This is a genomic window from Paraburkholderia sp. BL10I2N1 (genome assembly GCF_004361815.1).
GTDB lineage: Bacteria > Pseudomonadota > Gammaproteobacteria > Burkholderiales > Burkholderiaceae > Paraburkholderia.
Genome location: NZ_SNWA01000002.1, coordinates 689,545 through 713,871, shown reverse-complemented (window position 1 = coordinate 713,871; position 24,327 = coordinate 689,545). Strand labels below are relative to the sequence as shown.

At 61.6% G+C, this 24,327-nt stretch carries 24 protein-coding genes and 1 pseudogene; 13 read left to right on the top strand and 12 right to left on the bottom strand.

Annotated elements, in window-relative coordinates:
• Nucleotides 1–42: 42 nt before the first annotated feature.
• Nucleotides 43–1,119 carry an ornithine cyclodeaminase gene (locus B0G77_RS25190; RefSeq protein ID WP_133664758.1) on the bottom strand — a complete coding sequence of 359 codons (1,077 nt, stop codon included), beginning with the start codon at nucleotides 1,117–1,119 and terminating at the stop codon, nucleotides 43–45.
• A 223-nt stretch (nucleotides 1,120–1,342) separates the two neighbouring features.
• Here B0G77_RS25190 and B0G77_RS25185 point away from each other — a divergent pair, with 223 nt between their 5' ends.
• From B0G77_RS25185 to B0G77_RS25175, 3 genes are all read left to right on the top strand, one after another.
• Nucleotides 1,343–1,774, top strand: coding sequence for an Lrp/AsnC family transcriptional regulator (locus B0G77_RS25185; RefSeq protein ID WP_133664757.1), 432 nt, complete (start codon nucleotides 1,343–1,345; stop codon nucleotides 1,772–1,774).
• A gap of 36 nt (nucleotides 1,775–1,810) precedes the next feature.
• Nucleotides 1,811–3,028 (top strand): polysaccharide pyruvyl transferase family protein, encoded by a 1,218-nt coding sequence (locus tag B0G77_RS25180; protein ID WP_133664756.1) that lies wholly within the window; start codon nucleotides 1,811–1,813, stop codon nucleotides 3,026–3,028.
• Nucleotides 3,029–3,220: 192 nt separating this feature from the next.
• Nucleotides 3,221–3,928 carry an SDR family NAD(P)-dependent oxidoreductase gene (locus tag B0G77_RS25175; protein WP_133664755.1) on the top strand — a complete coding sequence of 236 codons (708 nt, stop codon included), beginning with the start codon at nucleotides 3,221–3,223 and terminating at the stop codon, nucleotides 3,926–3,928.
• Between the two features lie 86 nt (nucleotides 3,929–4,014).
• On the opposite strand, the gene B0G77_RS25170 is transcribed toward B0G77_RS25175, so the two are convergent.
• Entirely contained in the window at nucleotides 4,015–4,971 is a 957-nt protein-coding gene (locus B0G77_RS25170) for a LysR family transcriptional regulator (RefSeq protein ID WP_133664754.1), read from the bottom strand.
• A gap of 35 nt (nucleotides 4,972–5,006) precedes the next feature.
• Nucleotides 5,007–5,129, bottom strand: coding sequence for a hypothetical protein (locus B0G77_RS45325; RefSeq protein WP_279571374.1), 123 nt, complete (start codon nucleotides 5,127–5,129; stop codon nucleotides 5,007–5,009).
• Here B0G77_RS45325 and B0G77_RS25165 point away from each other — a divergent pair.
• A complete protein-coding gene (locus B0G77_RS25165) occupies nucleotides 5,100–6,125 on the top strand; it encodes a Gfo/Idh/MocA family oxidoreductase (RefSeq protein WP_243751390.1) in 1,026 nt (341 codons plus the stop codon). The two genes, B0G77_RS45325 and B0G77_RS25165, sit on opposite strands and share 30 nt — an antisense overlap.
• Nucleotides 6,126–6,254: 129 nt before the next feature.
• Here the strand turns inward: B0G77_RS25165 and B0G77_RS25160 are convergent.
• A pseudogene (locus tag B0G77_RS25160) lies at nucleotides 6,255–7,669 on the bottom strand (cation:dicarboxylase symporter family transporter).
• A 34-nt stretch (nucleotides 7,670–7,703) separates the two neighbouring features.
• Nucleotides 7,704–9,074: an adenylosuccinate lyase family protein gene (locus tag B0G77_RS25155; RefSeq protein ID WP_133664753.1), complete on the bottom strand. Its 1,371-nt coding sequence runs from the start codon at nucleotides 9,072–9,074 to the stop codon at nucleotides 7,704–7,706.
• Nucleotides 9,075–9,131: 57 nt separating this feature from the next.
• Here B0G77_RS25155 and B0G77_RS25150 point away from each other — a divergent pair, with 57 nt between their 5' ends.
• Complete coding sequence (locus B0G77_RS25150) at nucleotides 9,132–9,593, top strand: UTRA domain-containing protein (RefSeq protein WP_243751202.1); 462 nt, start codon at nucleotides 9,132–9,134, stop codon at nucleotides 9,591–9,593.
• A 45-nt stretch (nucleotides 9,594–9,638) separates the two neighbouring features.
• Here B0G77_RS25150 and B0G77_RS25145 read toward each other — a convergent pair whose 3' ends face one another.
• Nucleotides 9,639–10,466: a substrate-binding domain-containing protein gene (locus tag B0G77_RS25145; protein WP_243751201.1), complete on the bottom strand. Its 828-nt coding sequence runs from the start codon at nucleotides 10,464–10,466 to the stop codon at nucleotides 9,639–9,641.
• A 468-nt stretch (nucleotides 10,467–10,934) separates the two neighbouring features.
• On the opposite strand from B0G77_RS25145, the gene B0G77_RS25140 reads away from it, so the two are divergent.
• From B0G77_RS25140 to B0G77_RS25125, 4 genes are all read left to right on the top strand, one after another.
• On the top strand, nucleotides 10,935–11,993 hold the full coding sequence (locus B0G77_RS25140) for a fatty acid desaturase (RefSeq protein WP_133664750.1): 1,059 nt from the start codon (nucleotides 10,935–10,937) through the stop codon (nucleotides 11,991–11,993).
• Nucleotides 11,994–12,009: 16 nt separating this feature from the next.
• On the top strand, nucleotides 12,010–12,333 hold the full coding sequence (locus tag B0G77_RS25135; RefSeq protein WP_133664749.1) for a non-heme iron oxygenase ferredoxin subunit: 324 nt from the start codon (nucleotides 12,010–12,012) through the stop codon (nucleotides 12,331–12,333).
• A gap of 81 nt (nucleotides 12,334–12,414) precedes the next feature.
• Complete coding sequence (locus B0G77_RS25130; protein WP_133664748.1) at nucleotides 12,415–13,449, top strand: sugar ABC transporter substrate-binding protein; 1,035 nt, start codon at nucleotides 12,415–12,417, stop codon at nucleotides 13,447–13,449.
• 120 nt (nucleotides 13,450–13,569) lie between these two features.
• Entirely contained in the window at nucleotides 13,570–14,676 is a 1,107-nt protein-coding gene (locus tag B0G77_RS25125; RefSeq protein WP_133664747.1) for an S-(hydroxymethyl)glutathione dehydrogenase/class III alcohol dehydrogenase, read from the top strand.
• Nucleotides 14,677–14,731: 55 nt separating this feature from the next.
• Here the strand turns inward: B0G77_RS25125 and B0G77_RS25120 are convergent, their stop codons facing one another.
• The 4 genes from B0G77_RS25120 to B0G77_RS25105 all read right to left on the bottom strand — a co-directional run bounded on the left by B0G77_RS25120 (nucleotide 14,732) and on the right by B0G77_RS25105 (nucleotide 18,584).
• On the bottom strand, nucleotides 14,732–15,469 hold the full coding sequence (locus tag B0G77_RS25120) for an SAM-dependent chlorinase/fluorinase (protein WP_133664746.1): 738 nt from the start codon (nucleotides 15,467–15,469) through the stop codon (nucleotides 14,732–14,734).
• Nucleotides 15,470–15,568: 99 nt separating this feature from the next.
• Complete coding sequence (gene poxB, locus B0G77_RS25115; protein WP_133664745.1) at nucleotides 15,569–17,290, bottom strand: ubiquinone-dependent pyruvate dehydrogenase; 1,722 nt, start codon at nucleotides 17,288–17,290, stop codon at nucleotides 15,569–15,571.
• Nucleotides 17,291–17,795: 505 nt separating this feature from the next.
• Complete coding sequence (locus B0G77_RS25110) at nucleotides 17,796–18,029, bottom strand: hypothetical protein (protein ID WP_133664744.1); 234 nt, start codon at nucleotides 18,027–18,029, stop codon at nucleotides 17,796–17,798.
• An 87-nt stretch (nucleotides 18,030–18,116) separates the two neighbouring features.
• Nucleotides 18,117–18,584 (bottom strand): Lrp/AsnC family transcriptional regulator, encoded by a 468-nt coding sequence (locus B0G77_RS25105; RefSeq protein ID WP_133664743.1) that lies wholly within the window; start codon nucleotides 18,582–18,584, stop codon nucleotides 18,117–18,119.
• A gap of 134 nt (nucleotides 18,585–18,718) precedes the next feature.
• Between B0G77_RS25105 and B0G77_RS25100 the strand changes: the two genes are divergently transcribed.
• Nucleotides 18,719–19,348 (top strand): LysE family translocator, encoded by a 630-nt coding sequence (locus B0G77_RS25100; RefSeq protein WP_133664742.1) that lies wholly within the window; start codon nucleotides 18,719–18,721, stop codon nucleotides 19,346–19,348.
• Between the two features lie 28 nt (nucleotides 19,349–19,376).
• Here B0G77_RS25100 and B0G77_RS25095 read toward each other — a convergent pair whose 3' ends face one another.
• Nucleotides 19,377–19,562 (bottom strand): DUF1289 domain-containing protein, encoded by a 186-nt coding sequence (locus B0G77_RS25095; RefSeq protein ID WP_243751389.1) that lies wholly within the window; start codon nucleotides 19,560–19,562, stop codon nucleotides 19,377–19,379.
• Nucleotides 19,563–19,700: 138 nt separating this feature from the next.
• Between B0G77_RS25095 and B0G77_RS25090 the strand changes: the two genes are divergently transcribed.
• Complete coding sequence (locus B0G77_RS25090) at nucleotides 19,701–20,021, top strand: YnfA family protein (protein WP_133664740.1); 321 nt, start codon at nucleotides 19,701–19,703, stop codon at nucleotides 20,019–20,021.
• A 97-nt stretch (nucleotides 20,022–20,118) separates the two neighbouring features.
• Here B0G77_RS25090 and B0G77_RS25085 read toward each other — a convergent pair whose 3' ends face one another.
• Nucleotides 20,119–20,634 (bottom strand): DUF1993 domain-containing protein, encoded by a 516-nt coding sequence (locus B0G77_RS25085; RefSeq protein WP_133664739.1) that lies wholly within the window; start codon nucleotides 20,632–20,634, stop codon nucleotides 20,119–20,121.
• 306 nt (nucleotides 20,635–20,940) lie between these two features.
• Here B0G77_RS25085 and B0G77_RS25080 point away from each other — a divergent pair, with 306 nt between their 5' ends.
• Nucleotides 20,941–22,500: a S53 family peptidase gene (locus B0G77_RS25080; protein ID WP_133664738.1), complete on the top strand. Its 1,560-nt coding sequence runs from the start codon at nucleotides 20,941–20,943 to the stop codon at nucleotides 22,498–22,500.
• Nucleotides 22,501–22,604: 104 nt separating this feature from the next.
• Nucleotides 22,605–24,263 carry a peptidase S1 gene (locus B0G77_RS25075; protein WP_133664737.1) on the top strand — a complete coding sequence of 553 codons (1,659 nt, stop codon included), beginning with the start codon at nucleotides 22,605–22,607 and terminating at the stop codon, nucleotides 24,261–24,263.
• Nucleotides 24,264–24,327: the final 64 nt, after the last annotated feature.

Below are 24,327 nucleotides of genomic sequence, written 5' to 3'. Positions count from 1 at the left end.
GTTAGATTGAGTGTGTGACGGGCTATCGATGGATTGCCGGAGTCATCGGCTGTACATCACGGAGCCGTAAGTGCCAGCCAGCGTGGCGGTTGCGTCGCCGCGTTGCGGCGCCAGTTCGCCGAACAGGTTCTTGGGATCCACAGCCGGAGGAATCAGTGCGACGTCAATGCCGGCGTTGCGGCTCTGTGCCAGTGCGTACAGGTGCCGCAGCGCGGAATAGTCCTCGAGCGCAAAGCCGACCGAATCGAACACGGTAACCTGATCCGCGCGCTCCCGGCCGGCGACTTCGCCGCGCAGTACGCGCCAGAGTTCGATGACCGGGAAGTCGTCCGGCAACTGCTGGATGTCGCCTTCGATCCGCGTCTGCGGCTCGTACTCGACGATCACGCGCGCGCGGCGAAGAACGTCGGCATGGAGTTCCGTCTTGCCTGGACAATCGCCGCCCACCGCGTTGATGTGCATGCCGGGCTCGATCATGTCGGCCGTGATGATTGTGGCGTAGGCCTTGTCCGCCGTGACAGTGGTCACGATGTCGGCGCCGCGCACGGCATCGGCGGTGGACGCTGCGCGCACGATACGCAACCCCGGGTAGCCTGAGAGATTGCCGATCAGCTTTGCGGTTGCGTGCGGATCGACATCGAAGACGCGGATTTCGTCGATGCCGAGCAGTGTGTGAAACGCGAGCGCCTGAAATTCGCTTTGTGCACCGTTGCCGATCAATGCCATTTTGCGGGCGTCCGGTCGAGCGAGGACCTGGGCGACCAGGGCGGACGTTGCAGCAGTTCGCAGTGCGGTGGTCAGCGTCAGTTCCGAGAGGAAGAGGGGATATCCGGTATCGACTTCCGCGAGGGCGCCGAAAGCCATCACGGTGTGTATGCCGCGCTCGGCGTTGATCGGATGACCGTTCACATACTTGAAGGCGAACAGCTTCGAATCCGCGACTGGCATCAACTCGATCACACCCACGCGGGAGTGGCACGCGAGGCGCGGAGATTTATCGAAGTCCGGCCATCGCAGGTAGTCAGCCCGGATCGCGTCGGCGAGTTCGCTCAGAAAGCGCGCGACGCCTATGTCTGCGACCAGTCGGCAGGCGGCGGGTACATCCAGAAAGCGGGTCATTGCCATATCTCCATTGTTGTAGCGGCTCCTGCAGTGGAGCGATGGAATGATTATTCCCCTTGATGTAGCCAACAAAAAGCCAGCAAAGGTTGCAAAATCGTCATTTTCCATAGCAGAATGCTAGTTATGGATGGCATTTTGCATGTTCCGGTGCGGCATGGACTCAGAGATAGCGACTGCCGCCAGGCCTTGTCCTTCAACGCTCAATCTGCACGAATCGAACATGATTACGCTCGACGACATCGACCGCCAACTGATCGCCCTGCTGCGCGACAACGCTCGCCTGCCTGTGGTGACACTGGCAAAACAGTTGCACATTGCACGCGCGACGGTTCAGAACCGCATCGCGCGTCTCGAAACAAACGGCGTGATCGCGGGTTATACGGTCCGTCTCAAACCCGCCGCGGAGACGCAGCGAATCCGGGCCGTGATGACGATCGCCGTGGACGGCAACCGGGCGGCTGAAGTGATCCGCTCATTAAGAGGACATCCGAACGTCACGACGATTCACAGCACGAACGGACGGTGGGATCTCATCGCGGAACTGCGGGCCGATACGCTGGAGAGTTTTGACCGGGTACTGGGGGCGATCCGTATGATCGACGGAATTGCGAACACGGAAACGAATATCCTCCTGTCCACGCACAAGACGTGATGGGCGCAATCATGAGGGCCGTCCGGGGTTCGTTTCATGCAACGTGATGCATCGACCGGCATTCCCACCGTACTGTTTGGCGCCTTCGATCGCCACAACTTTGGGGACCTCCTTTTCCCGCACGTTATGGCGCGCATGCTGCCACGTAGCGATCTGCTGTTTGCAGGCCTCGCAGGACGAGATCTGCGCGCACATGGCGGCCACAAGGTTCGCGCGTTGGCTCAGGTTGCCGCATCGTTGCGCGACCGTCCTGTGAACGTCATCCACGCAGGGGGCGAACTCCTTACCTGTGATGCATGGGAAGCAGCGGTCATGCTGTCGCGACCGGAAAAGATGCAGGAAGCGATTGCGAGCCTCGCTGACTGGCGGCAAGGCGGCCTTTCATGGGCGCGCGCGAGGCTTGGGGTCGCTGCATGGGCACCCTATACCCTGGCAAGGGAATCGTTTCCGCAGGCGGTCCACGTGTTCTATAACGCGGTTGGCGGTGTCGACCTCGATGAACGTGATCCGGCGATGCGTGCCGAGGTTCTGGCAAAACTCAAAGCGGCCGATGACATCAGCACGCGAGACAGACAGACAAAGGCGCTACTGGACGCATCGGGTCTCGCGACACGGCTTATTCCCGATCCCGCCGTCATGGTGGCGGAGTTGTTCGGCAAGCGGATTCGCCAGTGTGCCGCGCACAGTGCGATCTCGCGGATTCTCGATGCGTTTCCCGAGCGGTACATCGCCGTGCAGTTCAGTGCCGACTTCGGCGATGACGAAACGCTGTGTGAAATTGCTGCCCAGCTTGACCGGATTGCCACTTCGAGCGGCCTCGGCGTGGTGTTGTTCCGCGCCGGCGCAGCGCCCTGGCATGACGATCTGACGTGCTACCGACGCGTCCTTGCGCGCATGCGTGTCCCGTCGGCGAAGATATTCAGCTCGCTGAATATCTGGGACATCTGTGCTTTGATCGCATACAGCCGCGTCTATTGCGGAAGCAGTCTGCATGGCAGAATCGTCGCCATGGCGTTCGCGCTGCCACGCGTCAATCTGTGCCATCCGGCACGAACCAGACTCGCTACTAAGCAGACTGCTTTCGCCACTACCTGGGAGGAAGCAGGGGTGTCGACAGCCGTTGAAGTGCCGAAGATCGCGGAGGGCATTTGCGATGCATTGGCGGTCGATAGAGCGCGCCTTCAACACACCGCTGAAGACCTGGTTACCCGATACCGGCAGGGATTCGATCCGATCCGTGCGAAGCTGTGCTGACATTGCCCTTACCATTGGCAATGCGATGGCGCGGGGCGTCGCGGCTGGTGAGCGAGCGGCGAAATGCTCACGCCCCTCACAACATGTGCGCGGCAGACTGGTATTGGAGTATTTTCTGGACGTTGTGTAGATCACGCGCTTTCGCACTCGAAGGCGCCGACGCTCAGATGAGCCACCAGCAGAAAAAACGCGATGAACAATGTGAATGGGAAGAGACTAGCCGTCACGGGCGCGTTCGCCAGCCTCGGTCTGGTGGCAGCCCAGGTGCTGGCGGAGCGAGGTGCCCGGGTTGCGCTGATCGGTCGGGGACGGGCGCCCGATGCGGGTACGCTGCCGTCGCAACTTGCCGATGCTTTTCTGCTTGGAGGAGTTGATCTAGGCGAGCCGGCGGCAGCGCAGGAAGCAATCGATACGATCGCCGCGCGGCTCGGTGGACTTGACGCGCTTGTCAACGTCGCCGGTGGGTTCCGCTGGGAGACTGTGGCGGATGGTAGCGTCGACACGTGGGATCTGATGTTTCAGGTGAACGTGAAGACGGCGCTGAACGCATCGAAGGCGGCGATTCGCCATCTGGTCGCGAGCGACGCCGGGCGGATTGTCAATATCAGCGCGGGCGCGGCGCTGAAGGCGGGTGCCGGCATGGGCGCCTATTCGGCGTCGAAAGCGGGCGTGGCACGCCTGACCGAGGCGCTCGCCGAGGAGCTAAAAGACAAAGGGGTGACGGTCAACGCGATTTTGCCCAGCATCATCGATACAAAGCAGAACCGCGCCGATATGCCCGATGCCGATTTCAGCCGCTGGGTCACGCCAGTGCAGATCGGTACGGTCATCGCCTTTTTGCTGTCGAAAGATGCGCAGGCGATTACCGGCGCGTTGATCCCCGTTACGGGCCGCGTCTGACGTGCAACGGCAGGCGCTTCGGGTGGCCCGACCTCTCACTTCGCACTCCTCAAGCCCGGCGCGCAGCGGGAGTTGTCGGGAATGCATCAAGGACCGCCAACACCCCGCGTAATCAACGCGAACGGCCCGCTTGTCAACTGCTCCTTCAAGAACTCCACGCAGACACGAATTTTCGCCGACGACGATGCGCGCGCTGACGTAACAGCCCAGACATCAGCGGGTTGTTGATGGTTGGGCAGCACACGCACGAGCGCGCCCGACTCAAGACTCGAAGCGACATCCCATATCGATGCCATGATCACGCCGCAGCCCTCGAGCGCCCACTGTCGCACGATGTCGCTGTGATTCGATGCGATGGGGCCGGTGACCTTGACCGACTTTTCTCCGTCGGGCCCGGTCACCCGCCAGACACCGAAACGCTGGTCACGTTCACGAAAGAGCAGGCAATCGTGCTGGGCGAGATCAGACAGAGACCGAGGCGTGCCCGCCCGTTCGAGATAAGCCGGTGCCGCGCACAGGATGCGCATGCTATCGACGATCTTCGAGGCGATCAGGTGCGGCTCCTCAACATCGCCGACCCGAATGTCGATGTCAAAACTTTCGCCGACCAGATCGACCCGTCGGTCGAGCAGTTCAAGCCAGATTTCGAGGCCGGTGTAACGTTTCCTCAGCAACGACAGGATCGGAGAGACGTGTTCGCGGCCTAGCCGCAGGCTCGTACTGATCCGGATCAGGCCGCGTGGGTCGCTCTTCAGTCCGGCGAAAGCGTCGGCCATTCCCTGCACGTCTTCGAGAATTTTTTGCGCCCACTGGAATGCCGCTTCGCCGTCGCTCGTCACGCTCACGCGGCGAGTCGTGCGTAGAAAGAGCTTTACGCCAAGACTCTTCTCAAGCATCGCAATGCGCATGCTGACATGCGAAGGCGAAATGCCCATCTCGGTTGAGGCGGTGATGAAGCTTGAGCGGCGGGCCACCGTGCAGAACAACTGGAGGTCGCGCAGGAAGCCGTCTTTATTGGCTGATAGCGCATTATGAGTTTCCATCTTGATGCATTGTATTGGTCATTGGCAAGAGTAATCTAGCCTCGATTCGCGGTGCCGTCCAATCCCTGTGCGGCCGAAAACAGATCAATCTGAGACAGACCCAGCTTGCCGTTGCCGGCGCGGGCCTCATCGGCCGACGCCACATCGAGTTGATTCATGAGAGCGTCCGCTGCCAGTTGACGGCCATCGTCGACCCGGGTCCCGCCGCTGCCGAAGTCGCCGAAAACGCCAACGTTCCGCTCTTCAGATCGCTCGGCGAACTCTTCGAAAAGAACCGTCCCGACGGTGTGGTGCTTGCCACGCCGAACCAGTTGCATGTCGGGCAGGCGCTGGAGTGCATCGCCGCTGCCGTGCCGGCGCTGATCGAAAAGCCGGTCGCCCACTCGCTGGAAGAGGGCGAGCGCCTGCGGGCCGCGTCTGAGCGCGCCACTGTGCCGCTGCTCGTCGGACATCATCGCGCGCACAGCCCGATCCTCACGAAGGCGCGGGAAATCATTCAGCAGGGAAAGATCGGCAAGCTCGTCGGTGTGATGGGCAGCGCCGTTTTCTACAAACCGGACGACTACTTCGACCACGCGCCATGGCGGCGTGAGGCAGGCGGAGGCCCGATCCTCATCAACATGATTCACGAGATCGGCAATCTTCGTTCGCTGTGCGGCGAGATCGTCGCCGTGCAGGCGCTGTCGTCGAATGCGACCCGGGGGTTTCCGGTAGAGGACACGGTCCCCATCAACCTGCGTTTCGAGAACGGCACGCTCGGCACATTTTTTCTTTCCGATACTGCAGGTTCGGCGCGCAGCTGGGAACAGACGTCGCAGGAAAACAGGCGCTATCCGAGCTATGACGACGAAGACTGCTACGTCATCGCCGGCGACATGGGTTCGCTGTCCGTGCCGACAATGCGCCTCAAGACCTACGCGCGCGAGCAAGACCGCTCGTGGTGGAAACCGTTTGAAACAGGCGTGGCCGATATCGACCGCGCAGACCCGCTCGAACTGCAGCTGGCGCATTTCTGCGACGTAATAGCTGGAATCGCCCAGCCGCTCGTCTCGGTCTACGACGGTCTGCAAAACCTGCGCATCACCGAGGCGATCGCCGAAGCGTCCCGCACCGGCTCAACCGTCGATATGGGGCGCGCGAGGGCCATAGTCTGAACACACCGGTGTGCGATGTGTCTGGGTAACCGCTGGACGACTGCGACTTGGGTTCCCATCGCCAGGCAACTCATTTCGACGGCGCGCGAAACCTGCAACGCAGAGATGGATGATGCGGGCCGCCTGGAATCAATGCGTCGTGCCCGCACTTTTAATCGAAATGCCTGCGGGGTGTGGATTCGCATCGCTCACGTCTTCCGGCAGAAGGTTGCCGTCGTCGAGCCGTGCGTCAGTTCGCGCAGTGTCCGGATATCGCTCGGGATAGAGGTGGCGTTCTGCGATGGTCGCGTCGAACGTTCGTGACCATTTCGCGATGACGACCGTCGCGAGGCTGTTGCCGATCGTATTGCAAGTCGCGATCGCCATTGACATGAAGCGGTAGACGCGAAAGATCACTGCCAGCCCTTCGACCGGAAGAATGCCCGTCGAGGTGACCGTCGCGGCGAACACCACGAACGAACCGCCCGACACGGTCGCTGCGCCTTTGGATGTCAATAGCATGAGCAACTGCAAACCGATCTGCTGCTCGAGCGTGATTGGCACACCGTAGGCATGCGCGATGAACATCACGCCGATCGACATGAACAGCGACGTGCCGTCCAGGTTGAACGCATAGCCTGTCGGCAGCACGAGGCCGACGGTCTGCTTCGCACAGCCGAGCCGTTCGAGCTTGATCAAGAGGCGTGGCAGCGCACTTTCCGACGACGCCGTACCGAGCACGATGAATATCTCGTCCTTGATATAGCGGAGGAAGCGCCACAGGCTGAATCCCGCCAGCTTTGCGATGATGCCCATCACGACGACGATAAACAGCACCACGACCGCGTAAAAGCTGAAGACAAGCTGGGCCAGCGCGATCAGCACGGCAGTGCGGTTGCTGCCCACCGAGTAGGCGATGGCGCCGAGGGTGCCGAGAGGCGCCAGCTTCATGACGAGGTTGATAAACGAGAACAGCACCTCGGAGACGAGATCGAGGCCTTCGTTGATCATGACGCGCCGGCGCTCCGGAATGGCGAGAATGCCGATGCCAACCATCACCGCGAGTACCACGACCTGCAGCAATTCTCCTTTGGCGAATGCGCCGATGAAGTTATCGGGCACGAGGTGCATGATGAACTCGCTGAAACCCTGAGGCACGACTTTCGCCGCGGACGCCGGCATGGCGCCGACCGCGACTGGGGTCATGCCCTTGCCCGTTTGCAGCAGGTTGCCGGCGAGCAGGCCGACCATGAGAGCGATCGTCGAGACGACTTCGAAGTAGACGATCGAGCGCCAGCCGACGCGGCCTGCGCTCTTCACGTCGCCTGCCGACGCAATGCCGTGCACGATCGTGAGGAACACCAGCGGCGCGACGCCCGCCTTGATGAGCGAGAGGAAAACGTCGCCCAACACCTTCAGTTGCGAGCCGAACTTCGGAAAGACCAGACCCACCGCGATGCCGAGTACCAGCGCCAGCAATACCTGCATGCCTAGCTGCGGTACCACGGCAGCTTCCTCAGGGGGGTGACGACCGGTTCGTCGTGTGATGCGTTTGCGTTGCTCATCGTATGCTCCTCCACGCCGCGCGCTCGAATGTCGTCAGATCACGCTGGACAGTTCTACAGCCCGGTCCACCATTTGCGGCGCGAGCCCAAGGTAGTTGGCGGGATCGGTCATGCGGTCGATCGACGCGCGGTCGAAATGCACACTGACTTCGGGCATGGCGGCCAGCGCGTCAGCGAGCGTCCCGCCTTTTTCGTTCACCGTGCGACAGGCGTCGTACACGATGTCATGTGCCTGCTGGCGGCCCGTGAACGGCGCCATCCCCATCATCACGGCCTCGGTCACGATCAACCCTTTGCTGATGCCGAGGTTGTGCTCCATGCGGTCGGTATCGACGATCAGGCCGCCGAGCGCGAATTTCGCCTGGTGCAGCGCACCGGCTGACAGGATGAAGCTCTCGGGAATCGCGATCCATTCGGCATGCCATGGCCCAGTCGCGCGCTCGAAGTCCTGGATCATCGCGTCGACCATCAGTCCCGCGTGCTGGCGCACCGCTTTCGCAGCGGCCAGCATCAACTCGCTGGAAATCGGATTGCGCTTTTGCGGCATGGTGCTGCTCGCGCCGCGGCCTTTGACGAAGGGCTCGTAGACCTCGGCAAATTCCGTCGACGCCATGATCATGATGTCGAGCGCGATCTTGCCGAGCGAGCCGGTCACGAGCGCGAGCAGGTTCACCGCTTCGGCAAATCCATCGCGTGCGACGTGCCATGTCGTCGCGGGCACACTGAGTCCGAGTTCTTCGGCGAGCGCCTTCTGGACCTCGAAACCTTTCTCGCCGAGCGACGCCAGCGTTCCTGCCGCGCCTGCGAATTCGACGACCGCTACGCGTGGGCGCAATTGCGCAAGCCTTTCCTGATGCCTGTCGAACATCGCGAGCCAGATCGCCACCTTGTAGCCGAAGGTGACAGGCAGCGCCTGCTGCGAATGCGTGCGGCCGGCCATCGGCGTGTCGCGATGCTTCTTCGCCAGGCCGGCGAGGATGGCGCGCAGTTCGCGTATGTCGCTGTCGATTGCGTCGAGTGCATCGCGCACCTGGAGAGACACCGCCGTGTCCATGATGTCCTGCGTCGTCGCACCCCAATGGACGTAACGACCGGCTTCGCCGCACATGTCGACGAGTTGATGAACGAGCGGCAGGATGGGGTAGCCGACGATATCGGTTTCTTCGCGCATGTGATCGAAGTCGATCCGCTCGATGCTGGATTCGCGCGCAATCATCTCCGCCGCTTCAACGGGAATCACGCCGATGCGCGCCTCGGCTTTCGCCAGTGCCACTTCGACGTCGATGTAGCGCTGCACGAGCGCGTAATCGGAGAACAGTGCGCGCATTTTCGCGGTGCCGAGAGCATCGCGAAACAGGATGGAATCGACCACGGTGCTGGCCATCGAGAGAGTGCGATTCGTCATTGCGACCTCGTGAAAGTGCGGTAAAGGCAGATGGATCGGGGCCGGTTGATTTTCAATATGTCCGAGCACTTACGTCGAGTGCAGTCGACAGACCAGATCACGGCGCAGGGCAAGCTTGCGAAGACGCTGAAATGTGCCGCCGGCGTACGCTGGCTGCGGATATCGAGCCTGCGTATCGATAGAAACAAGGACAGTGCGCCGGTGGGATGGACCGACGTCTATATGGACCCGGCGTACACCGAAGTCGCGCAGGCCGCTCGCGAGCAACCCGATACCCTGATCAGCGCACTGATCGAAGCGCACTACGGACGGTGCATCGCGGAGATCCAGCAGGACGTGCACGCAGTGCTGGTGTCGGCGGAAATGGCAGAACGGCTGCACGTGGAGCAGGGGTCCGCGGCGCTCGAAATCGTCCGGAGGTATCTGGATGCTGCTGGAGAAACGTTCGAGGTATCCGTGAGCGTCCATCCGGCAGAGCGCTTCTCCGTTTCAATGCGGCTGAAGCGCTCGGAGAGCTAGAACGAAGGGGCCGTCCCTGCATTTCCGTCGTCGCGACGACAGGCCCTAATACAGCGAGTAGCGGGAATACGTCTCTATCGGGATGATTGCCTGGGCGGGAACAACCTGACCTTCACATGCGGATTTCAGGTGCTCGACCGCCGTACGCAGCAGGAGCCGAAGGTCCTGTGTAAGCAGGTAATCGATCGCGTCGGCACGCAAAAGCGGCTCAGTTACCCGGTTGACTTCGTGGGTGACATAGACCGTCCGACCCACAAGGTCGCGTTCGCGCAGCGCCGCAGCCAGGCCTTCGTTTCCTCCCGCCACGTTGTAAATGGCATCGAGCTTGCCGTGCTCGTCCAGAAAGCGCCGGGTCGCCTCATAGGTGGCGGCCCCGGAATCCGCGCCCTTGATGACCTCGATCAGATTGACGTTTGGGAACCGCTGCCTCAAGAGAGAGCGGAAACCGATCTCCCGATCCTCGTGGCAGGTGTAGGAAAACGTCGCGACGACCACCGCGACGTCGGGCGATGTGTGTGCCTGCAAATGCCGCCCGATGAGAAACGCGGCGGACTGCCCGGCTGCCCGGTTATTGACACCCACGTAGGTATGACGGGCGTCGGCATCGACATCGGTAATCAGCGTAACGACCGGCTTGCCGGCTGCCATGCATTTGCGCAGGGCCGCGGTCGTCGCCGCCGTGTTCGTGCAGATGATTGCAATGCCGTCTGCTGCATCGGCAGTGTCGCGCAGGCTTGCAGCCACATCGTCGTCCGAAGCGCCCACGCAGCTTATGATTTCCAGTCGCACCTCCGATGCGGCAAATTCCGCTTCAAGTTCGGCCGCGCTTCGAGTCAACTCATCGGTAAAGGCGTCCCCTGCCTGGGCCAGCAACCTGAACGCGTAACTGCGCTGCCGCACGGCAGGCGACACGCGTGCCTGCGAGCCGGAGCCCAGTTGCCTCAGCGCCGCGTCGACTGCGCTTCGCGTACGCGGATGGACCCCAGGCCGGTTGTTCAGCGCGCGATCGATTGTCGCCCGGCTGAGTTGTGTCATCTCCATGAGTTGCTTCAGCGTCGGCTTGCCCTTCATCGTGCATTCCCGGTTGTCGTGGCGCGAGGACCCCGCCCTTGCAGCCCTCATTTTGCCTCAAGAACTGAGTCTTTTGAGGCTCCTTGTGATGCGAGCCGGTAAACCCTGCAGTAAAACGGGGTCGCGCACTTGTGGAATACCCTAATGGTCTCAAAATGAGTCATTTTAGAGTTTGACGATACCTCATAAAGAGACTTAAATGCACTCAAGGATGATCAATGCATCACGTAACTCATCATCGCCGCGAACATCAAGCACAGGGTGCGATTCATGTCCAACCAGCAAGACAGCAGGAAAGTGATCACCATGGACGACTGGTACAAATGCCGGCTCGACAGGAAGGTGCTCAAGGAGGTCACGCGGCGCAACGATCGCGTCGCCCTGCTGCATTTCGTCGGCTTCATGGGCCTCGTGGCGGGAAGCGGCGTGCTCGCGTGGCTGACGCTCGGTACGCTCTGGTGTGTACCGGCGTTCCTTCTTTATGGAACGCTCTATGCGTTCGCGGAGGCGATGGAACACGAACTGCGCCATCGCACGCCGTTCAGAAGCGAGTGGCTGAACGAGTCGGTGCACTGGCTGATCTGCTTCATGACATGGCGCGAGCAGATCTACAGCCGGTGGTCGCATGCGCAACACCATACCTACACACATCTGACGGCAACGGTCCCCTCCGACGTTGAAATTGCCGTCAGGCGGCCACCGAACTATCTGAAGCTGGCCACCGATTTTCTGCGTGTCTCGCACGGCATTCATCACCTGGGCAACATCGTCCTGCATAGTTTCGGCATCGTCTCGAAGAGTGCGAAAGCGGTCGTGCCGCCCACCGAATATCGCTCAATGTGCCGGAACTCCCGCGTGATCCTGTTGCTATACGTCGGCGTGGCCGGGTGGGCGATCGCCGCCGACAGTTGGTTCCCGGTGGTCTTCCTTCTGCTGCCGCGCTCATATGGCGCATGGCTGCATGAACTGCTTGCGATAACACAGCACACGGGACTGCGTGAAAACGAGCTGGATCACCGCTACTCGACACGAACGATCAAGCTGAACCGGTTTTTGCAGTTCCTGTACTGGAACATGAACTACCACGTCGAGCACCACATGTTTCCGAACGTGCCGTTCCACGCCTTGCCGAAACTGCGCGAGGCCATCGAGGCAGACCTCGCGCCGGCCTACGAAGGCTTCTTTAGCGCGTGGGGCGAAATCCTCCACGTTTTCAGGATGCAACGGCGCGACCCTGACTATATGGTCACGCCGCGCGTACCGGGCAAGTCGCCGTCCGACGCAGCCGAACCCACCACCGAAACGCCGCTTGTGGCTCAAGCGCGCTGAGCGCGGAGAGAGTGCAATGAACATCCTGCAATGGCATCCGGTCTGCGCCTGTGATGACATCGACGAAGAAGACGTCATCGAGTTCAGTCACAACGACAGGCTGTATGCGATCTATCACACGCCAAGCGGCTTCTACGCATCGGCGGGGCTTTGTACCCATGAAACGGCGCGCCTGACCGAAGGGCTCGTGTTCGGCGAGATCATCGAATGTCCAATGCATATGGGGCGTTTTCACATTCCGACGGGCATCGCAAAAGGTGCGCCCGTCTGCATCAACCTCGTGACTCACCCGGTGAAGATCGAAGACAACAAGGTGTTCATCGGTTTGCCAACCGATTGACCGCGATGTCTCGAAGTCGAGGCAACGCGAGCGTCGCCGATTTCGTGACATCGGCACATACACATAAACAAGGAGACAGCTATGAAATCCCCACTTGGGAAGATGCTTCGTCTGACTGCCGCAGCGTTGAGTCTGGGGCTATGCGCCGGCGCCTATGCAGAACCGGTTGCGCACTTTGACTTCATCACGCATGCGCCGGATTCGGATGCATGGTGGAACACGGTCAAGAACGGTATCAAGCAGGCCGACGCTGACTTCAACGTCCAAACCGACTACCGCAATCCGCCAAACGGCGATGTCGCCGACATGGTGCAACTGATCAACCAGGCCGCAGCACGTAACTATGACGGCGTGGTGACCACCATCGCCGACTACGATCTTCTCAAGGGAGCCGTTTCGAAGCTGAAGGCAAAGAACATTCCATTCATCACCGCCAATACCGGAACGGAGCAGCAGAGCGCTGACCTGGGCGCATTGATGCACGTAGGCCAGCCGGAGTACCTGGCAGGCAAGGAAGCTGGGCTGCGAGCGAAGGCGGATGGCGTCAAGACATTTCTGTGCGTGAACCACTACGCAACCAATCCGCTATCGTTCGAGCGTTGCCGCGGGTTCGGCGATGCGATCGGCGCGGATTCCAAGGCATCGACGCTCGACGTCGGGACGGATCCGACGGGCATCGAGTCGAAGGTCAGCGCTTATTTGCGTTCTCACCCGAATACCCAGGCCGTGTTGACGTTGGGACCGACTTCCGCGGATCCGACCATTCGCGCGGTGAACAAACTGGGTCTGGCCGGCAAGATCTGGTTTGCGACGTTCGATATTGATTCCGACGTTGCGAAGGCGATCAAGGATGGCACCGTCAGGTTCTGCACGGACCAGCAGCCCTATCTGCAGGGGTACATTCCCATCGCCATGCTGGCGATCATGCACCGGAGTCACAACGCGGACATCGCCGCGGCTCGCAAGGAACTCGAGAAGGATCCGAAGTTCATCAAACATCTGCAGGAGTATGGGCTGAAGCCTGTCTACGAGGCACGCAACATCAGTTCCGGACCGGGATTCATCACGCCGCAGAACATCGAGCAGGTATCGGCGCTCGCCGGCCGCTATCGCTAAGCGCAACACGGAACTGCGGATGAGCGCAATCGGGGTGGTGGTGATCGCCGGAGCAAGGCCGGTACGGTGGCCGGACAGTGCCGAATCCGAACAACAAACGCTTCAGCAGAGGGAAGCAATATGAGAACAAAAGCAGCAATCGCATGGAAGGCCGGCGCGCCGTTGACGATCGAAGAGGTCGATCTCGAAGGACCGCGTGCGGGCGAGGTGCTGATTGAGGTGAAGGCAACGGGCATCTGCCACACCGACTACTTCACGCTGTCGGGCGCGGACCCGGAAGGCATCTTCCCGGCGATTCTGGGTCATGAGGGTGCGGGTGTCATCGTCGATGTCGGTCCCGGTGTCGGCACGCTGAAGAAGGACGATCATGTGATTCCGCTCTACACGCCGGAATGCCGCCAGTGCAAGTTCTGCCTGTCGCGCAAGACCAACCTGTGTCAGGCGATCCGCTCGACGCAGGGCAAGGGCCTCATGCCCGATGCGACGTCGCGCTTTTCGATCGACGGCAGGCCGCTGTTTCATTACATGGGCACGTCGACGTTCTCGAACTACATCGTGGTGCCGGAAATCGCGGTCGCGAAGGTGCGTGAAGACGCGCCGTTCGACAAGATCTGCTACATCGGCTGCGGGGTGACGACGGGCGTCGGCGCCGTGGTGTATTCGGCGAAGGTCGAGGCGGGCGCGAATGTCGTCGTGTTCGGTCTGGGCGGCATCGGCCTGAACGTGATTCAGGGCGCAAAGATGGTCGGTGCCGACAAAATCATCGGTGTCGACCTGAATCCAGGCCGCGTCGAACTGGCGAAGAAGTTCGGCATGACGCACTTCATCAACCCGAACGAAGTCGAGAACGTGGTCGACCACATCGTGCAATTGACGGATGGCGGCGCGGACTACTCGTTCGAATGCATCGGCAACACGAAGGTCATGCGTCAGGCGCTCGAATGCACGCACAAGGGCTGGGGCCAGTCGTTCATCATCGGGGTGGCGGCCGCGGGCGAAGAAATCAGCACGCGGCCGTTCCAGCTGGTGACGGGCCGCGAGTGGAAGGGCTCGGCTTTTGGTGGCGCGCGCGGCCGCACCGATGTGCCGAAGATCGTCGACTGGTACATGGAAGGCAAGATCAACATCGACGACCTGATCACGCACCGTCTGCCGCTCGAACGCATCAACGAGGGCTTCGAGCTGATGAAGAAGGGCGAGTCGATCCGTTCGGTTGTGCTGTATTGAGGAGCGTGCCGATGCTCTGACGGCTGTCAGTTTGCTGGCGTCCTGGGTCGCTGGCTCACTGATCTCCGGTTACGTGAACCCGATCTCCGACGCGCACGCCAAGTTGCGCCGCGGCGCTGCCGCAATTCACCGCGATCTCCACCAGCCCGATCGAGTTTTCATACCAGAAGGCCTGGCCGACCTGGGCGTCGGCAAAGACCCGCGCATAGGCGACCTCTCCGGCCGCGATGACGAGGCGGGCGCTTCTTGCGACGGTAGCTGCCCGCAGCCCGGTCAGCAAATTGCCATAGTGATCGATGTAGATGACCTCCGCCAGGTCGTCCCCGCCGAGTTGAACACGCAAGCCTGCGGTCTCATCCAGCTTGTCGGACGGCAGGTCGCCACGGCTGAGCCAGGCTGCCATCGGGGCGAACAGGTCCCGGCCATGGAACGAGGCGGAGAGCATCGCGGGACGCCATGTAATGCGCCAGCTTCGGGCTCGCGCCGCGCGTGCCGCCACGACCGAGAGCAAACCGTTGTCCGGTCCCACGAACCACTGCCCGTCGGCGTGCAGCACGGCCGCGTCGCGCTCGCTGCCCACGCCGGGGTCGACCACGGCCAGAAAGACCGTATCCGGCAAGTACCAGCTTCGAAGCGCGGCAAGCAGATGCGCTCCTGCGCGCGGCCCGAAATTCGGGGCAGTGTGCAACACATCGATGAGGGAGGTGCCGGCTGGCGTGTGCCGCAGCAAGGCAACCTTCAACTGTCCGACATAGATGTCGTCGGCCCCAAAGTCGGTAAACAGCGCGATCATTGCATCGCCTCGGAGCTACGGTGAGCCGGGACCGGCAGAATTTCCCGGCCCCGGCCCGTATAAGGCAGCCCGCATGTCAGGCTGACTACGCATCAATCGCTAGCGCAGGTTCGTCCTGGCAAGGTCGACGATTTCGTCGCCGCGCCCGTTCAGGATCGCGCGCAGCATATACAGGCTGAATCCCCGCGCATGCGACAACTCGATTTTGGGCGGCATCGCGAGTTCGTGCTTCGCTGTCACCACATCGACGAGTGCGGGACCCTGATGCGAAAAGGCCGCTTTCAACGCCTCCGGAAGGCTTTCCGATTCCTCGACCCTGATGCTGAAAATCCCTGCGCCCTTGGCAATCGCGGCGAAATCCGTCTTGCTCAGATCGACATTGGTGTCGAGATACCCACCAGCCTTGAGTTCCATCGAAACGAATCCAAGCAGGCTGTTGTTGAACACAACCACCTTGATCGGCAGTTCGAGTTGCCGCGCCGTCAGGAGGTCGCCGAGCAGCATCGACAGCCCGCCGTCGCCGGACAGGGAAATCACCTGCCTGCCAGGATTGGCGCCCTGCGCACCGAGCGCCTGTGGCATTGCGTTGGCCATCGACCCGTGATTGAACGAGCCGTGCAACTGGCGCCTGCCGTTCATCGTGAGGTAGCGGGCGGCCCAGACCGTCGGCGTGCCGACGTCGGCGGTGAAGATCGCATCGGCGCTCGCCGCTTCATCGATCATCCTGGCAAGATATTGCGGATGAATCGGCCTGCCCGGATCGGACGGCGTGGCGAGGTCGTCCAGTCCTTTTCTTGCGGACACATAGTGCTGAAGCGCGTTTTCGAGAAACCTGCGATCGTTCTTGCGATGCAGGCGAGGCAGCACCGCCCTGATCGTATCCTTGACCGTTCCCACAAGCCCTAGCGTAAGCGGCGCCCGATGGCCGAGTTGCGAACCCTTCCAATCGATCTGCGCAATCTTCGCGTTGCCTGGATAGAACGGGCGATACGGAAAGTCCGTGCCCAGCATGAGCAGCGTGTCGCACGATTCCATGGCGTGATAGCCGGAACTGAAACCGATCAGCCCGGTCATGCCGACGTCAAAGGGGTTGTCCCATTCGACGAACTGCTTGCCGCGCAGCGCATGGACCACGGGCGCACCGAGCGTATCGGCCAGCGCAACAACTTCGTCATGCGCGCCTTGCGTACCGCTTCCGCACAACAGCGTGACCGCTTCCGACGTATTGAGCAGTTCGGCCAGCCGGTCGAGATCCGCGTCGGCTGCGACAATCGACGGCGGGGCGGAGGTGGTCCAGGTCGCGGGCTCTTCCGGGCCATCGCTTAGCGCGACATCTCCGGGCAGCACGATGACGGCGACGCCGCGCTCGTCGATGGCCGTACGCATCGCGCGTGCGAGGACTCGCGGAAACTGCGAGGCGTTCGACACCAGTTCGGCAAAATAGCTGCACTCCCTGAAAAGCTCCTGCGGATGCGTTTCCTGAAAGTAGCCGAGCCCAATCTCCGTCGACGGAATGTGCGCGGCAATCGCCAGCACGGGCTGATGATTGCGATGGCAATCGAAGAGACCGTTGATCAGATGAAGGTTGCCCGGACCGCAACTGCCCGCGCATACGGCGAGCTTCCCGGTCGACGCCGCATCGGCGCCGGCCGCGAACGCGGCGACTTCCTCGTGACGGGTGTGCATCCAGCGTATCGAGCCGAGCTGGTTCAGGCTGAACGCCAGCCCGTTCAGGCTGTCGCCCGTCACGCCCCAGATTCGTTCGACGCCTGCGGCCGCGAGTGTTCTGGCCAGATAGTCTGCGATCGTCTGCTTGCCCATGTTGCGCTCCTGAACAGGAAAAGATACTGCGATGTATCAAATCCGGCGATGGCCGGAACCCAACCGCAACGAGCCAGCCAACGGCGTGTACCGACCCGGTACGTGCCGGGTCGTATGACTCCCGGCGCCGTCACCAGTCGCACGAGCTGGCGCATGGCGAGGCGCATCGGCATTTCGAAGGGAAGCGCCAGCCATGCCGGGAACCCGGAGCGTTACAAACCAGACAGCGCGCCGAAGCTTCGCATCGCTGCTGTGCGGCGGGCCTGCCGGCGCGCACGCCGCAGGATCCTGGTTGATCGTGGCTGCCACGACTGACCTTTTCCCTGAAGACTGAGTATCCAGCTGTTCTACAGGCGACGCACGAGTTATCCAGTCTTAAAAAACGCAACTAACGGTCAATCGTCGCGCGTGCCTCCGAGTTGAGAGACGCGAAGCGGCACGCGAAAGGTGTGCGGCGACATACGACGCAAAGACGGCTCGCCAGGAGGTGGGGCAGATAGTCCGTTCAGCGATTGCCGTCAAGCAGATCGCCGAGGATTTCGTCGAACGCGGCCTGGGCCTCTTCGAGTTCCTGCAATGCGGCATCGAATGTCTGTAACGCGATCTGCGAAGGCCGTCCGGTTCCCGCGGACGGGAATTGCGACTGCAGGGCAGCAAAGGCCGTCTGCACCTGCTTCGTGGCTGTGAGCACGCGCTCCATCACGCGGGATTCTTCGGCTCGCGCCTGTTCGTGGTTCATTCCAACTCCATCGTTCATCCGGCAAATGCGCCGTGTCGCCGCTCACTATGCCACGAGTCGCGCAGCGCCAGCCCGCGATCCGGCTTGTCACGGCAGCGGCAGACCGCCATTCGCCTTGACCTCGCGCAGCGACAACGACGACTCCACCGAAGTCACGCCAGGCAAACTGCGCAACTCATCGCGCATGAACGTACCGTAGTCGTCGAGATCGCGCGCGACGATCTGCAGCACATAATCCGCGCTGCCCGACACGTTGTGGCACGACAGGATACGGGGGATCGCCAGCACCTCGCGCTCGAAGCGCGTCGCGACGGCGCGGTCATGGACCGCGAAGCGGACATGGACGAAGGCAACAACGCCGAGTCCAAGTGCGGAGCGCGACAGCATCGCGCGGTAGCGTTCGATGTATCCGTCGCTTTCCAGACGTTTGAGGCGGCGCGCACAGGGCGTTTCGCTCAGACCGACGGCTTCGGCGAGCCGTGCGTTGGACATGCGGCCGTCGTTTTGCAGGGTGGCCAGGATGGCCCGGTCGACTTTGTCGAGGTCGTTCGTCATGGTAAGGGGATGGCACTATAGAATCCAGAAAGTATAGCGTATTGCACCAATAAAGAGCTAATTCAATAGGAAAAACGCCAGAAATCGCTCGCAAGAAGATTGCAAGATAGAGGCCTCGAGAACGCGGGGCCGACATGATTTCCACTCATCTTCTGATCGTTTTTATCGCCGCGCTGGTGGTGGTCTACGCAGTGCCCGGACCGGACATGGCGCTCGTCATGCAGACGAGCATCGGGCGCGGCGTACGTAGCGGCTTCGCGGCCGCAGGCGGCCTGGCCGTTGCCCGCGCGACACACGTGACACTCTCCGCGTGCGGCGTTGCCGCGCTGCTGCGCAGTGCGCCGTGGCTTTACGACGTGGTGCGTTACGGCGGCGCGGTCTATCTCGCGTGGATCGCCGTGCAGATTTTTCGCTCGCCGGTCTTTGCGCTGCCGTCCGCAGGCGCAGCGGCGGCGGAGCCGAGTCCGCTGCGGGCCGCGTTCATCAAGGGGCTGCTCACCAATCTGCTGAACCCAAAGGCGTTGCTGTTCTGCTCCGTGCTGCTGCCGCAATTCGTCCGGCCTCAGGAAGGCGCGGTCGTCATGCAGGTAGTGGAACTGGGCGTCGTTTTGCTGATTGCGGGCGCGTGTTTCGACGCGGTTTACGCGATCGGTGCCGCGCGCATCGCAAACTGGATGAGGACGCATCCGCTCGCGCAGACCGTGCAGCGCTGGACGTTTTCCGCCGCACTGATCGGTTTCGCGCTGCGTCTGTCGTTCGACTAGACGCCCAATGATGCGGGCTGCAGGGCGGCTATTTATTCAGCCTGCTTTCGGTATGCGACCGGTCCTCGATCACCTTCCGACGATGCCTGTCTTTCATTTTCTTCCATCCTTTGCATTCGTCGCGGGTGCGCAGGCAGCCAATACAGAAGCCTGTTTTCGAGTCGAACCGGCAGATGGCGATGCAAGGTGATTTGACGTTCGTGCCGTAACCGATACGGAGACAGGACGGGACCACTGTCGCGCGCGGGGGTCGCATCGGGCAAAATGATTGCGCTAATAAAGGCCATGGACGGCGACACGCTGCGTGCCGCCGTCACGCGACTGACTCAACTTTCCCGCACCTGTTCATTCGATGAAGACTTTCCTCCTCTATGCCATCACCGCGATCGCTGAGATCGTGGGTTGCTATTTGCCCTGGCGCTGGCTGAAAGAGGGCGGCTCACCGTGGCTGCTGGTTCCGGGCGCGCTCAGTCTGGCACTGTTCGCGTGGCTGCTGACATTACATGGCACGGCAGCGGGCCGTGTCTATGCGGCCTATGGTGGCGTATACGTGGCCGTGGCGATTCTGTGGCTGTGGGGCGTCGAGCAGGTGCGCCCCACCTTATGGGATCTGGCTGGCGCTGTCGTGACGCTTGCGGGCATGAGCATCATCGCGTTCCAGCCTCGCATTTGAATGGTGTGGCACCGGTAGCCCGCGACACGAGGCGACCGGCGACACGCGATGACCGTCGCGACACCGGCGCCGCCGAAGCGACGCCGCGCCGGGTAGATCAGTTGCTGGTGCCGCGTCCAAGAAAGTCGAGCTTGCCCAGTTCCACGCCGTTGTGACGCAGGATGTCGTAAGCCGTCGTGGTGTGGAAGAAGAAATTGGGCAGGGCGAAATGCAGCAGATAGGCGATGCCCGTGAACTCGACCGCACCGGTACGCATCTTCAGCGTCACCTGGCGTTCTTCAGATCCGTCGATCTGTTCCGGCTTGAACTCGTTCAGGTAAACAATCGTCTTCTGGATACGGGCGTCGAGTTCGTCGAACGTGACTTCGACATCGTCGTACTTCGGCGCTTCGACGCCAGCGAGGCGGGCAGCACAACCTTTGGCCGTGTCGGTTGCGATATACACCTGGCGGTTGAGCGGCAGCATGTCGGGAAAGAGCCGTGCACCAATGAACACGGATGGCTCGATCTGCTTTTCGGCGGCATGGGCCTGCGCCTTGCCAAGGAACGTCTTGAGATTGGTGAGACCGCGCACGAGCACGGGCACCGATGCCTGATACATGGAAATGGACATGGGAAGGTTCCTCGAATTCTTCAATCGGGCGCACTTACTGCACGCGAGTAATGGGCGAGCCGGTAGCACGCCGCGCAATCATAGCGCGACAGGACACATCGTAGCGGCTTCGCAAGCCGGCGGGAATCGGCCGTACGGCCAGGTATCGCTCAGGCTGGAACTGTGTTCGAATGGACTTGTCCGACGGTTCAGCGCAGTTTCGGAAACAAAGACCCTATGTGGGTTTCGAGGCAGGTCGTCGAACGGTCTGCTGGTCCGGGGGTCAACGCACGGCGCCCGCGCCGTGCACGGAGGGGAGTCGATACCATGACAAAACATCCACTGGCGGGAAGCGAGCGGGCAGTGCAGTCGGGCTCGAAGGTGGTCGGCAGCTGCAACCCGGCAGAGACCATCGAGGTGGTGGTGATGCTGCGTCGTCAGGGCGAGCAGCAGTTTCAGGCACTGATGAAAAAGATCGAGTCGGGCGACCCGAAGGCGCAACCAGTTTCGCGGGAACAGTTCGGCAAAGAGTTTGGCGCCGCGCCCAATGATGTCGCAAAGCTGAAGGCTTTCGCCGCGCAACATGGCCTGTCGGTCGTACGCGAGGACGCCGCGGCGGGTACTGTCGTGCTGAGCGGCACGATCGCGCAGTTCCAAACGGCCTTCGACGTCCAGCTTCACTATTATGTGCATCATTCGCTGGGGCAGTATCGTGGGCGCACGGGATCGATCTGCGTTCCGGACGAACTGTACGGCGTGGTCACCGCTGTGCTCGGGCTCGACAACCGGCCGCAGGCGCGCCCTCACTTTCGCATCCGGCCGCCGTTTGTGCCGGCGAAGGCTCAGCAGGCAACCTTTACCCCGCTGCAGCTCGCGTCCCTGTACAACTTCCCGCCGGGTGACGGCACAGGTCAGTGCATCGGCATCATCGAGCTTGGCGGCGGCTTTCAGAACTCCGATCTCAACACGTATTTCTCGGGGCTCGGTGTGCCGGTGCCCAAGGTTGTGTCAGTGGGCGTCGATCAGGGCAGCAATGCGCCGAGCGGCGATCCAAATGGGCCGGACGGCGAAGTCACGCTCGATATCGAAATCGCGGGAGCGATCGCGCCCGGGGCAACGATCGCGGTCTACTTCACTTCAAATAGCGACGCCGGCTTCATCGATGCCGTGAGCCGCGCCGTGCACGACGCAACAAACAAGCCGTCGGTGATCTCCATCAGTTGGGGCGGGCCGGAAACGATCTGGACCGCGCAGTCGCTGAATGCATTCAACAGCGTCTTGCAGGCAGCTGCGGCGTTGGGCGTGACGGTGTGCGCGGCAGCGGGCGATAGCGGTTCGAGCGACGGTGTCAGCGACGGTAGCGATCACGTCGACTTTCCTGCGTCGAGCCCCTACGTGCTCGCCTGCGGCGGCACGAATCTGCAGGCTTCGGGGCAGTCGATTGCGCGCGAGATCGTGTGGAACGACGGGCAGGACGGGGGGGCGGGCGGCGGGGGCGTAAGTACCGCGTTTCCTGTACCGGCGTGGCAAAACGGCCTGTCCGCGACGGGCACGCAAGGGGGCAGCAGGGCGCTGGCAGGGCGCGGTGTGCCCGATGTGGCCGGTGACGCTTCGCCCGCCACAGGCTACGACGTGCTCATCGACGGCAGCATGACCGTCGTGGGCGGAACGAGTGCGGTGGCGCCTTTGTGGGCCGCGCTCATCGCCCGCATCAATGCGGCAAAGGGCGAGTCGGTCGGTTTTGTGAATCCAAAGCTCTATCAGGCCAGGGGCGTATGTAACGACATCACGCAGGGCAACAACGGCAGCTTTGCCGCGACGCCGGGCTGGGATGCGTGCACGGGGCTCGGCAGTCCCAATGGCCAGAAAGTGGCGGCGGCACTATAGTTCGGCGAGTGTGCGGCCGGAATATGTGTCCGGGGCGCACGCATCGATGATGGGCAGGACCTTGCACGACTTTATATGACGTCAACGAATCCGATGGAGCGATCATGACGAATCCCGAGTCAGCTTCCGGCAGTCCGCAGTCTCCGCACAACTCCCACGCTACGCAAGCGCCGATGCCCTCTGCTGTGCCGCATCGGGCGGGGGACAAGCCTTGCTTCGATCCGGTCGCATACGGTAACGGACCAGACGATTCGGTGACCGACACCGCCGAAAACGCCGCCATTACGAAGAACTCCGTGACGATCGGCGGGCACAAAATCAACTATACGGCGACGGCCGGGCACCTCGTCACCGTCGACCCGAGCAGTTCGCAGCCCAGCGCGAAGATGTTCTACGTCGCGTTCACGCAGGACGGGCAGAAGGAAGAGACACGTCCCGTCACTTTCTTCTATAACGGCGGCCCGGGTTCTTCGTCCGTGTTCGTGCTGCTCGGCTCGTTCGCGCCGCGGCGGATCAAGACAGCGATGCCGAGCTTTACGCCGCCCGCTCCGTATGCGATGGAGGACAATCCGGACAGTCTGCTCGACAAAAGCGACCTGGTGTTCATCAACCCGGTCGGTACTGGGTACTCGGCAGCGATTGCGCCGAAAAAGAACCGCGATTTCTGGGGGGTCGACCAGGATGCGGACTCGATCAAGCAGTTCATCAAACGCTTTCTGACGAAAAACAATCGCTGGAATTCACCGAAGTTCCTGTTCGGTGAGTCATACGGCACCGCGCGCAGTTGCGTGCTTGCGTACAAGCTGCACGAGGACGGTGTCGATCTGAACGGCGTCACGCTGCAGTCGTCGATTCTCGATTACACCCAGTCAGGCAATCCGGTCGGTGCATTGCCGACGGCCGCGGCCGATGCCTGGTATCACCGCAAGCTCGGAATCGCGCCGACGCCGCCCGATCTCGGGACCTTCGCCGAAGAAGTCGCACAGTTTGCGCGCACAGACTATCTCGCGGCGCTGCGCAAATTCCCCGCCACTGACGACACAATTGTCGAAAAACTCAGCGAATACACCGGCATCGACAAGACAACCCTCCTTGCGTGGAGCCTGGATATTGCTGCGTATGATAGCCGGGGCAATTCGCTCTTTCTGACGACGCTGCTGAAATCGAAGGGCCTGGCGCTGGGCGAATACGACGGCCGTGTGACTGGCATCGAAACGGGCATTGCGGGCAAGATCGACCCCAACTCGGGCGGCAATGACCCGACCATGACCGCCGTCACGGGCGTCTATACGACGATGTGGAACACCTATCTGAACGAGCAGTTGAAGTTCACATCGAATTCGTCGTTCACCGACCTTAACGACCAGGCTTTCGCAAACTGGGACTTCAGCCACATTGACCCTACCGGTGCGCAGAAAGGCGTTGATTCGAAGGGCAATATCGTCCTTTATACGGCTGGCGACCTGGCGGCCGTGATGGCACTCAACGTCGATTTGAAGGTGCTGTCGGCAAACGGCTTCTACGACTTCGTCACGCCGTTCTACCAGACGATTCTCGACCTGCAGCAGATGCCGCTCGTCAGCCAGCAGGTGCGGCAGAATCTGTCGGCGCGGTTCTATCCGTCGGGTCACATGATCTATCTCGACGGGGCCTCACGTACTGCGCTGAAAGCCGATCTCGCGCAGATGTATCAGTCGGCCGTTGGGGATACGGGTGCGATGACCCGGATCCGCGCACTGCAGGCACGGAAGGCTGCGGGCTAGGATCTTTCTTCCGTGACGCGCGTCGCGGGTTCATGGCGGCGCGCGGGTCACCTGGGAGTCCGGT

Bases quoted from the DNA above. Each gene is read 5' to 3' on its own strand.
- B0G77_RS25090 (WP_133664740.1), top strand. From the start codon at position 19,701: ATGAAGACTTTCCTCCTCTATGCCATCACCGCGATCGCTGAGATCGTG.
- B0G77_RS25180 (WP_133664756.1), top strand. From the start codon at position 1,811: ATGCAACGTGATGCATCGACCGGCATTCCCACCGTACTGTTTGGCGCC.
- B0G77_RS25120 (WP_133664746.1), bottom strand. From the start codon at position 15,469: ATGATCGCGCTGTTTACCGACTTTGGGGCCGACGACATCTATGTCGGA.
- B0G77_RS25155 (WP_133664753.1), bottom strand. From the start codon at position 9,074: ATGACGAATCGCACTCTCTCGATGGCCAGCACCGTGGTCGATTCCATC.
- B0G77_RS25100 (WP_133664742.1), top strand. From the start codon at position 18,719: ATGATTTCCACTCATCTTCTGATCGTTTTTATCGCCGCGCTGGTGGTG.
- B0G77_RS25130 (WP_133664748.1), top strand. From the start codon at position 12,415: ATGAAATCCCCACTTGGGAAGATGCTTCGTCTGACTGCCGCAGCGTTG.
- B0G77_RS25110 (WP_133664744.1), bottom strand. From the start codon at position 18,029: ATGAACCACGAACAGGCGCGAGCCGAAGAATCCCGCGTGATGGAGCGC.
- B0G77_RS25140 (WP_133664750.1), top strand. From the start codon at position 10,935: ATGTCCAACCAGCAAGACAGCAGGAAAGTGATCACCATGGACGACTGG.
- B0G77_RS25135 (WP_133664749.1), top strand. From the start codon at position 12,010: ATGAACATCCTGCAATGGCATCCGGTCTGCGCCTGTGATGACATCGAC.
- B0G77_RS25080 (WP_133664738.1), top strand. From the start codon at position 20,941: ATGACAAAACATCCACTGGCGGGAAGCGAGCGGGCAGTGCAGTCGGGC.
- B0G77_RS25150 (WP_243751202.1), top strand. From the start codon at position 9,132: ATGTCCGAGCACTTACGTCGAGTGCAGTCGACAGACCAGATCACGGCG.
- B0G77_RS25125 (WP_133664747.1), top strand. From the start codon at position 13,570: ATGAGAACAAAAGCAGCAATCGCATGGAAGGCCGGCGCGCCGTTGACG.
- poxB (WP_133664745.1), bottom strand. From the start codon at position 17,290: ATGGGCAAGCAGACGATCGCAGACTATCTGGCCAGAACACTCGCGGCC.
- B0G77_RS25105 (WP_133664743.1), bottom strand. From the start codon at position 18,584: ATGACGAACGACCTCGACAAAGTCGACCGGGCCATCCTGGCCACCCTG.
- B0G77_RS25175 (WP_133664755.1), top strand. From the start codon at position 3,221: ATGAACAATGTGAATGGGAAGAGACTAGCCGTCACGGGCGCGTTCGCC.
- B0G77_RS25170 (WP_133664754.1), bottom strand. From the start codon at position 4,971: ATGGAAACTCATAATGCGCTATCAGCCAATAAAGACGGCTTCCTGCGC.
- B0G77_RS25190 (WP_133664758.1), bottom strand. From the start codon at position 1,119: ATGACCCGCTTTCTGGATGTACCCGCCGCCTGCCGACTGGTCGCAGAC.
- B0G77_RS25075 (WP_133664737.1), top strand. From the start codon at position 22,605: ATGACGAATCCCGAGTCAGCTTCCGGCAGTCCGCAGTCTCCGCACAAC.
- B0G77_RS25185 (WP_133664757.1), top strand. From the start codon at position 1,343: ATGATTACGCTCGACGACATCGACCGCCAACTGATCGCCCTGCTGCGC.
- B0G77_RS25085 (WP_133664739.1), bottom strand. From the start codon at position 20,634: ATGTCCATTTCCATGTATCAGGCATCGGTGCCCGTGCTCGTGCGCGGT.
- B0G77_RS45325 (WP_279571374.1), bottom strand. From the start codon at position 5,129: ATGAATCAACTCGATGTGGCGTCGGCCGATGAGGCCCGCGCCGGCAAC.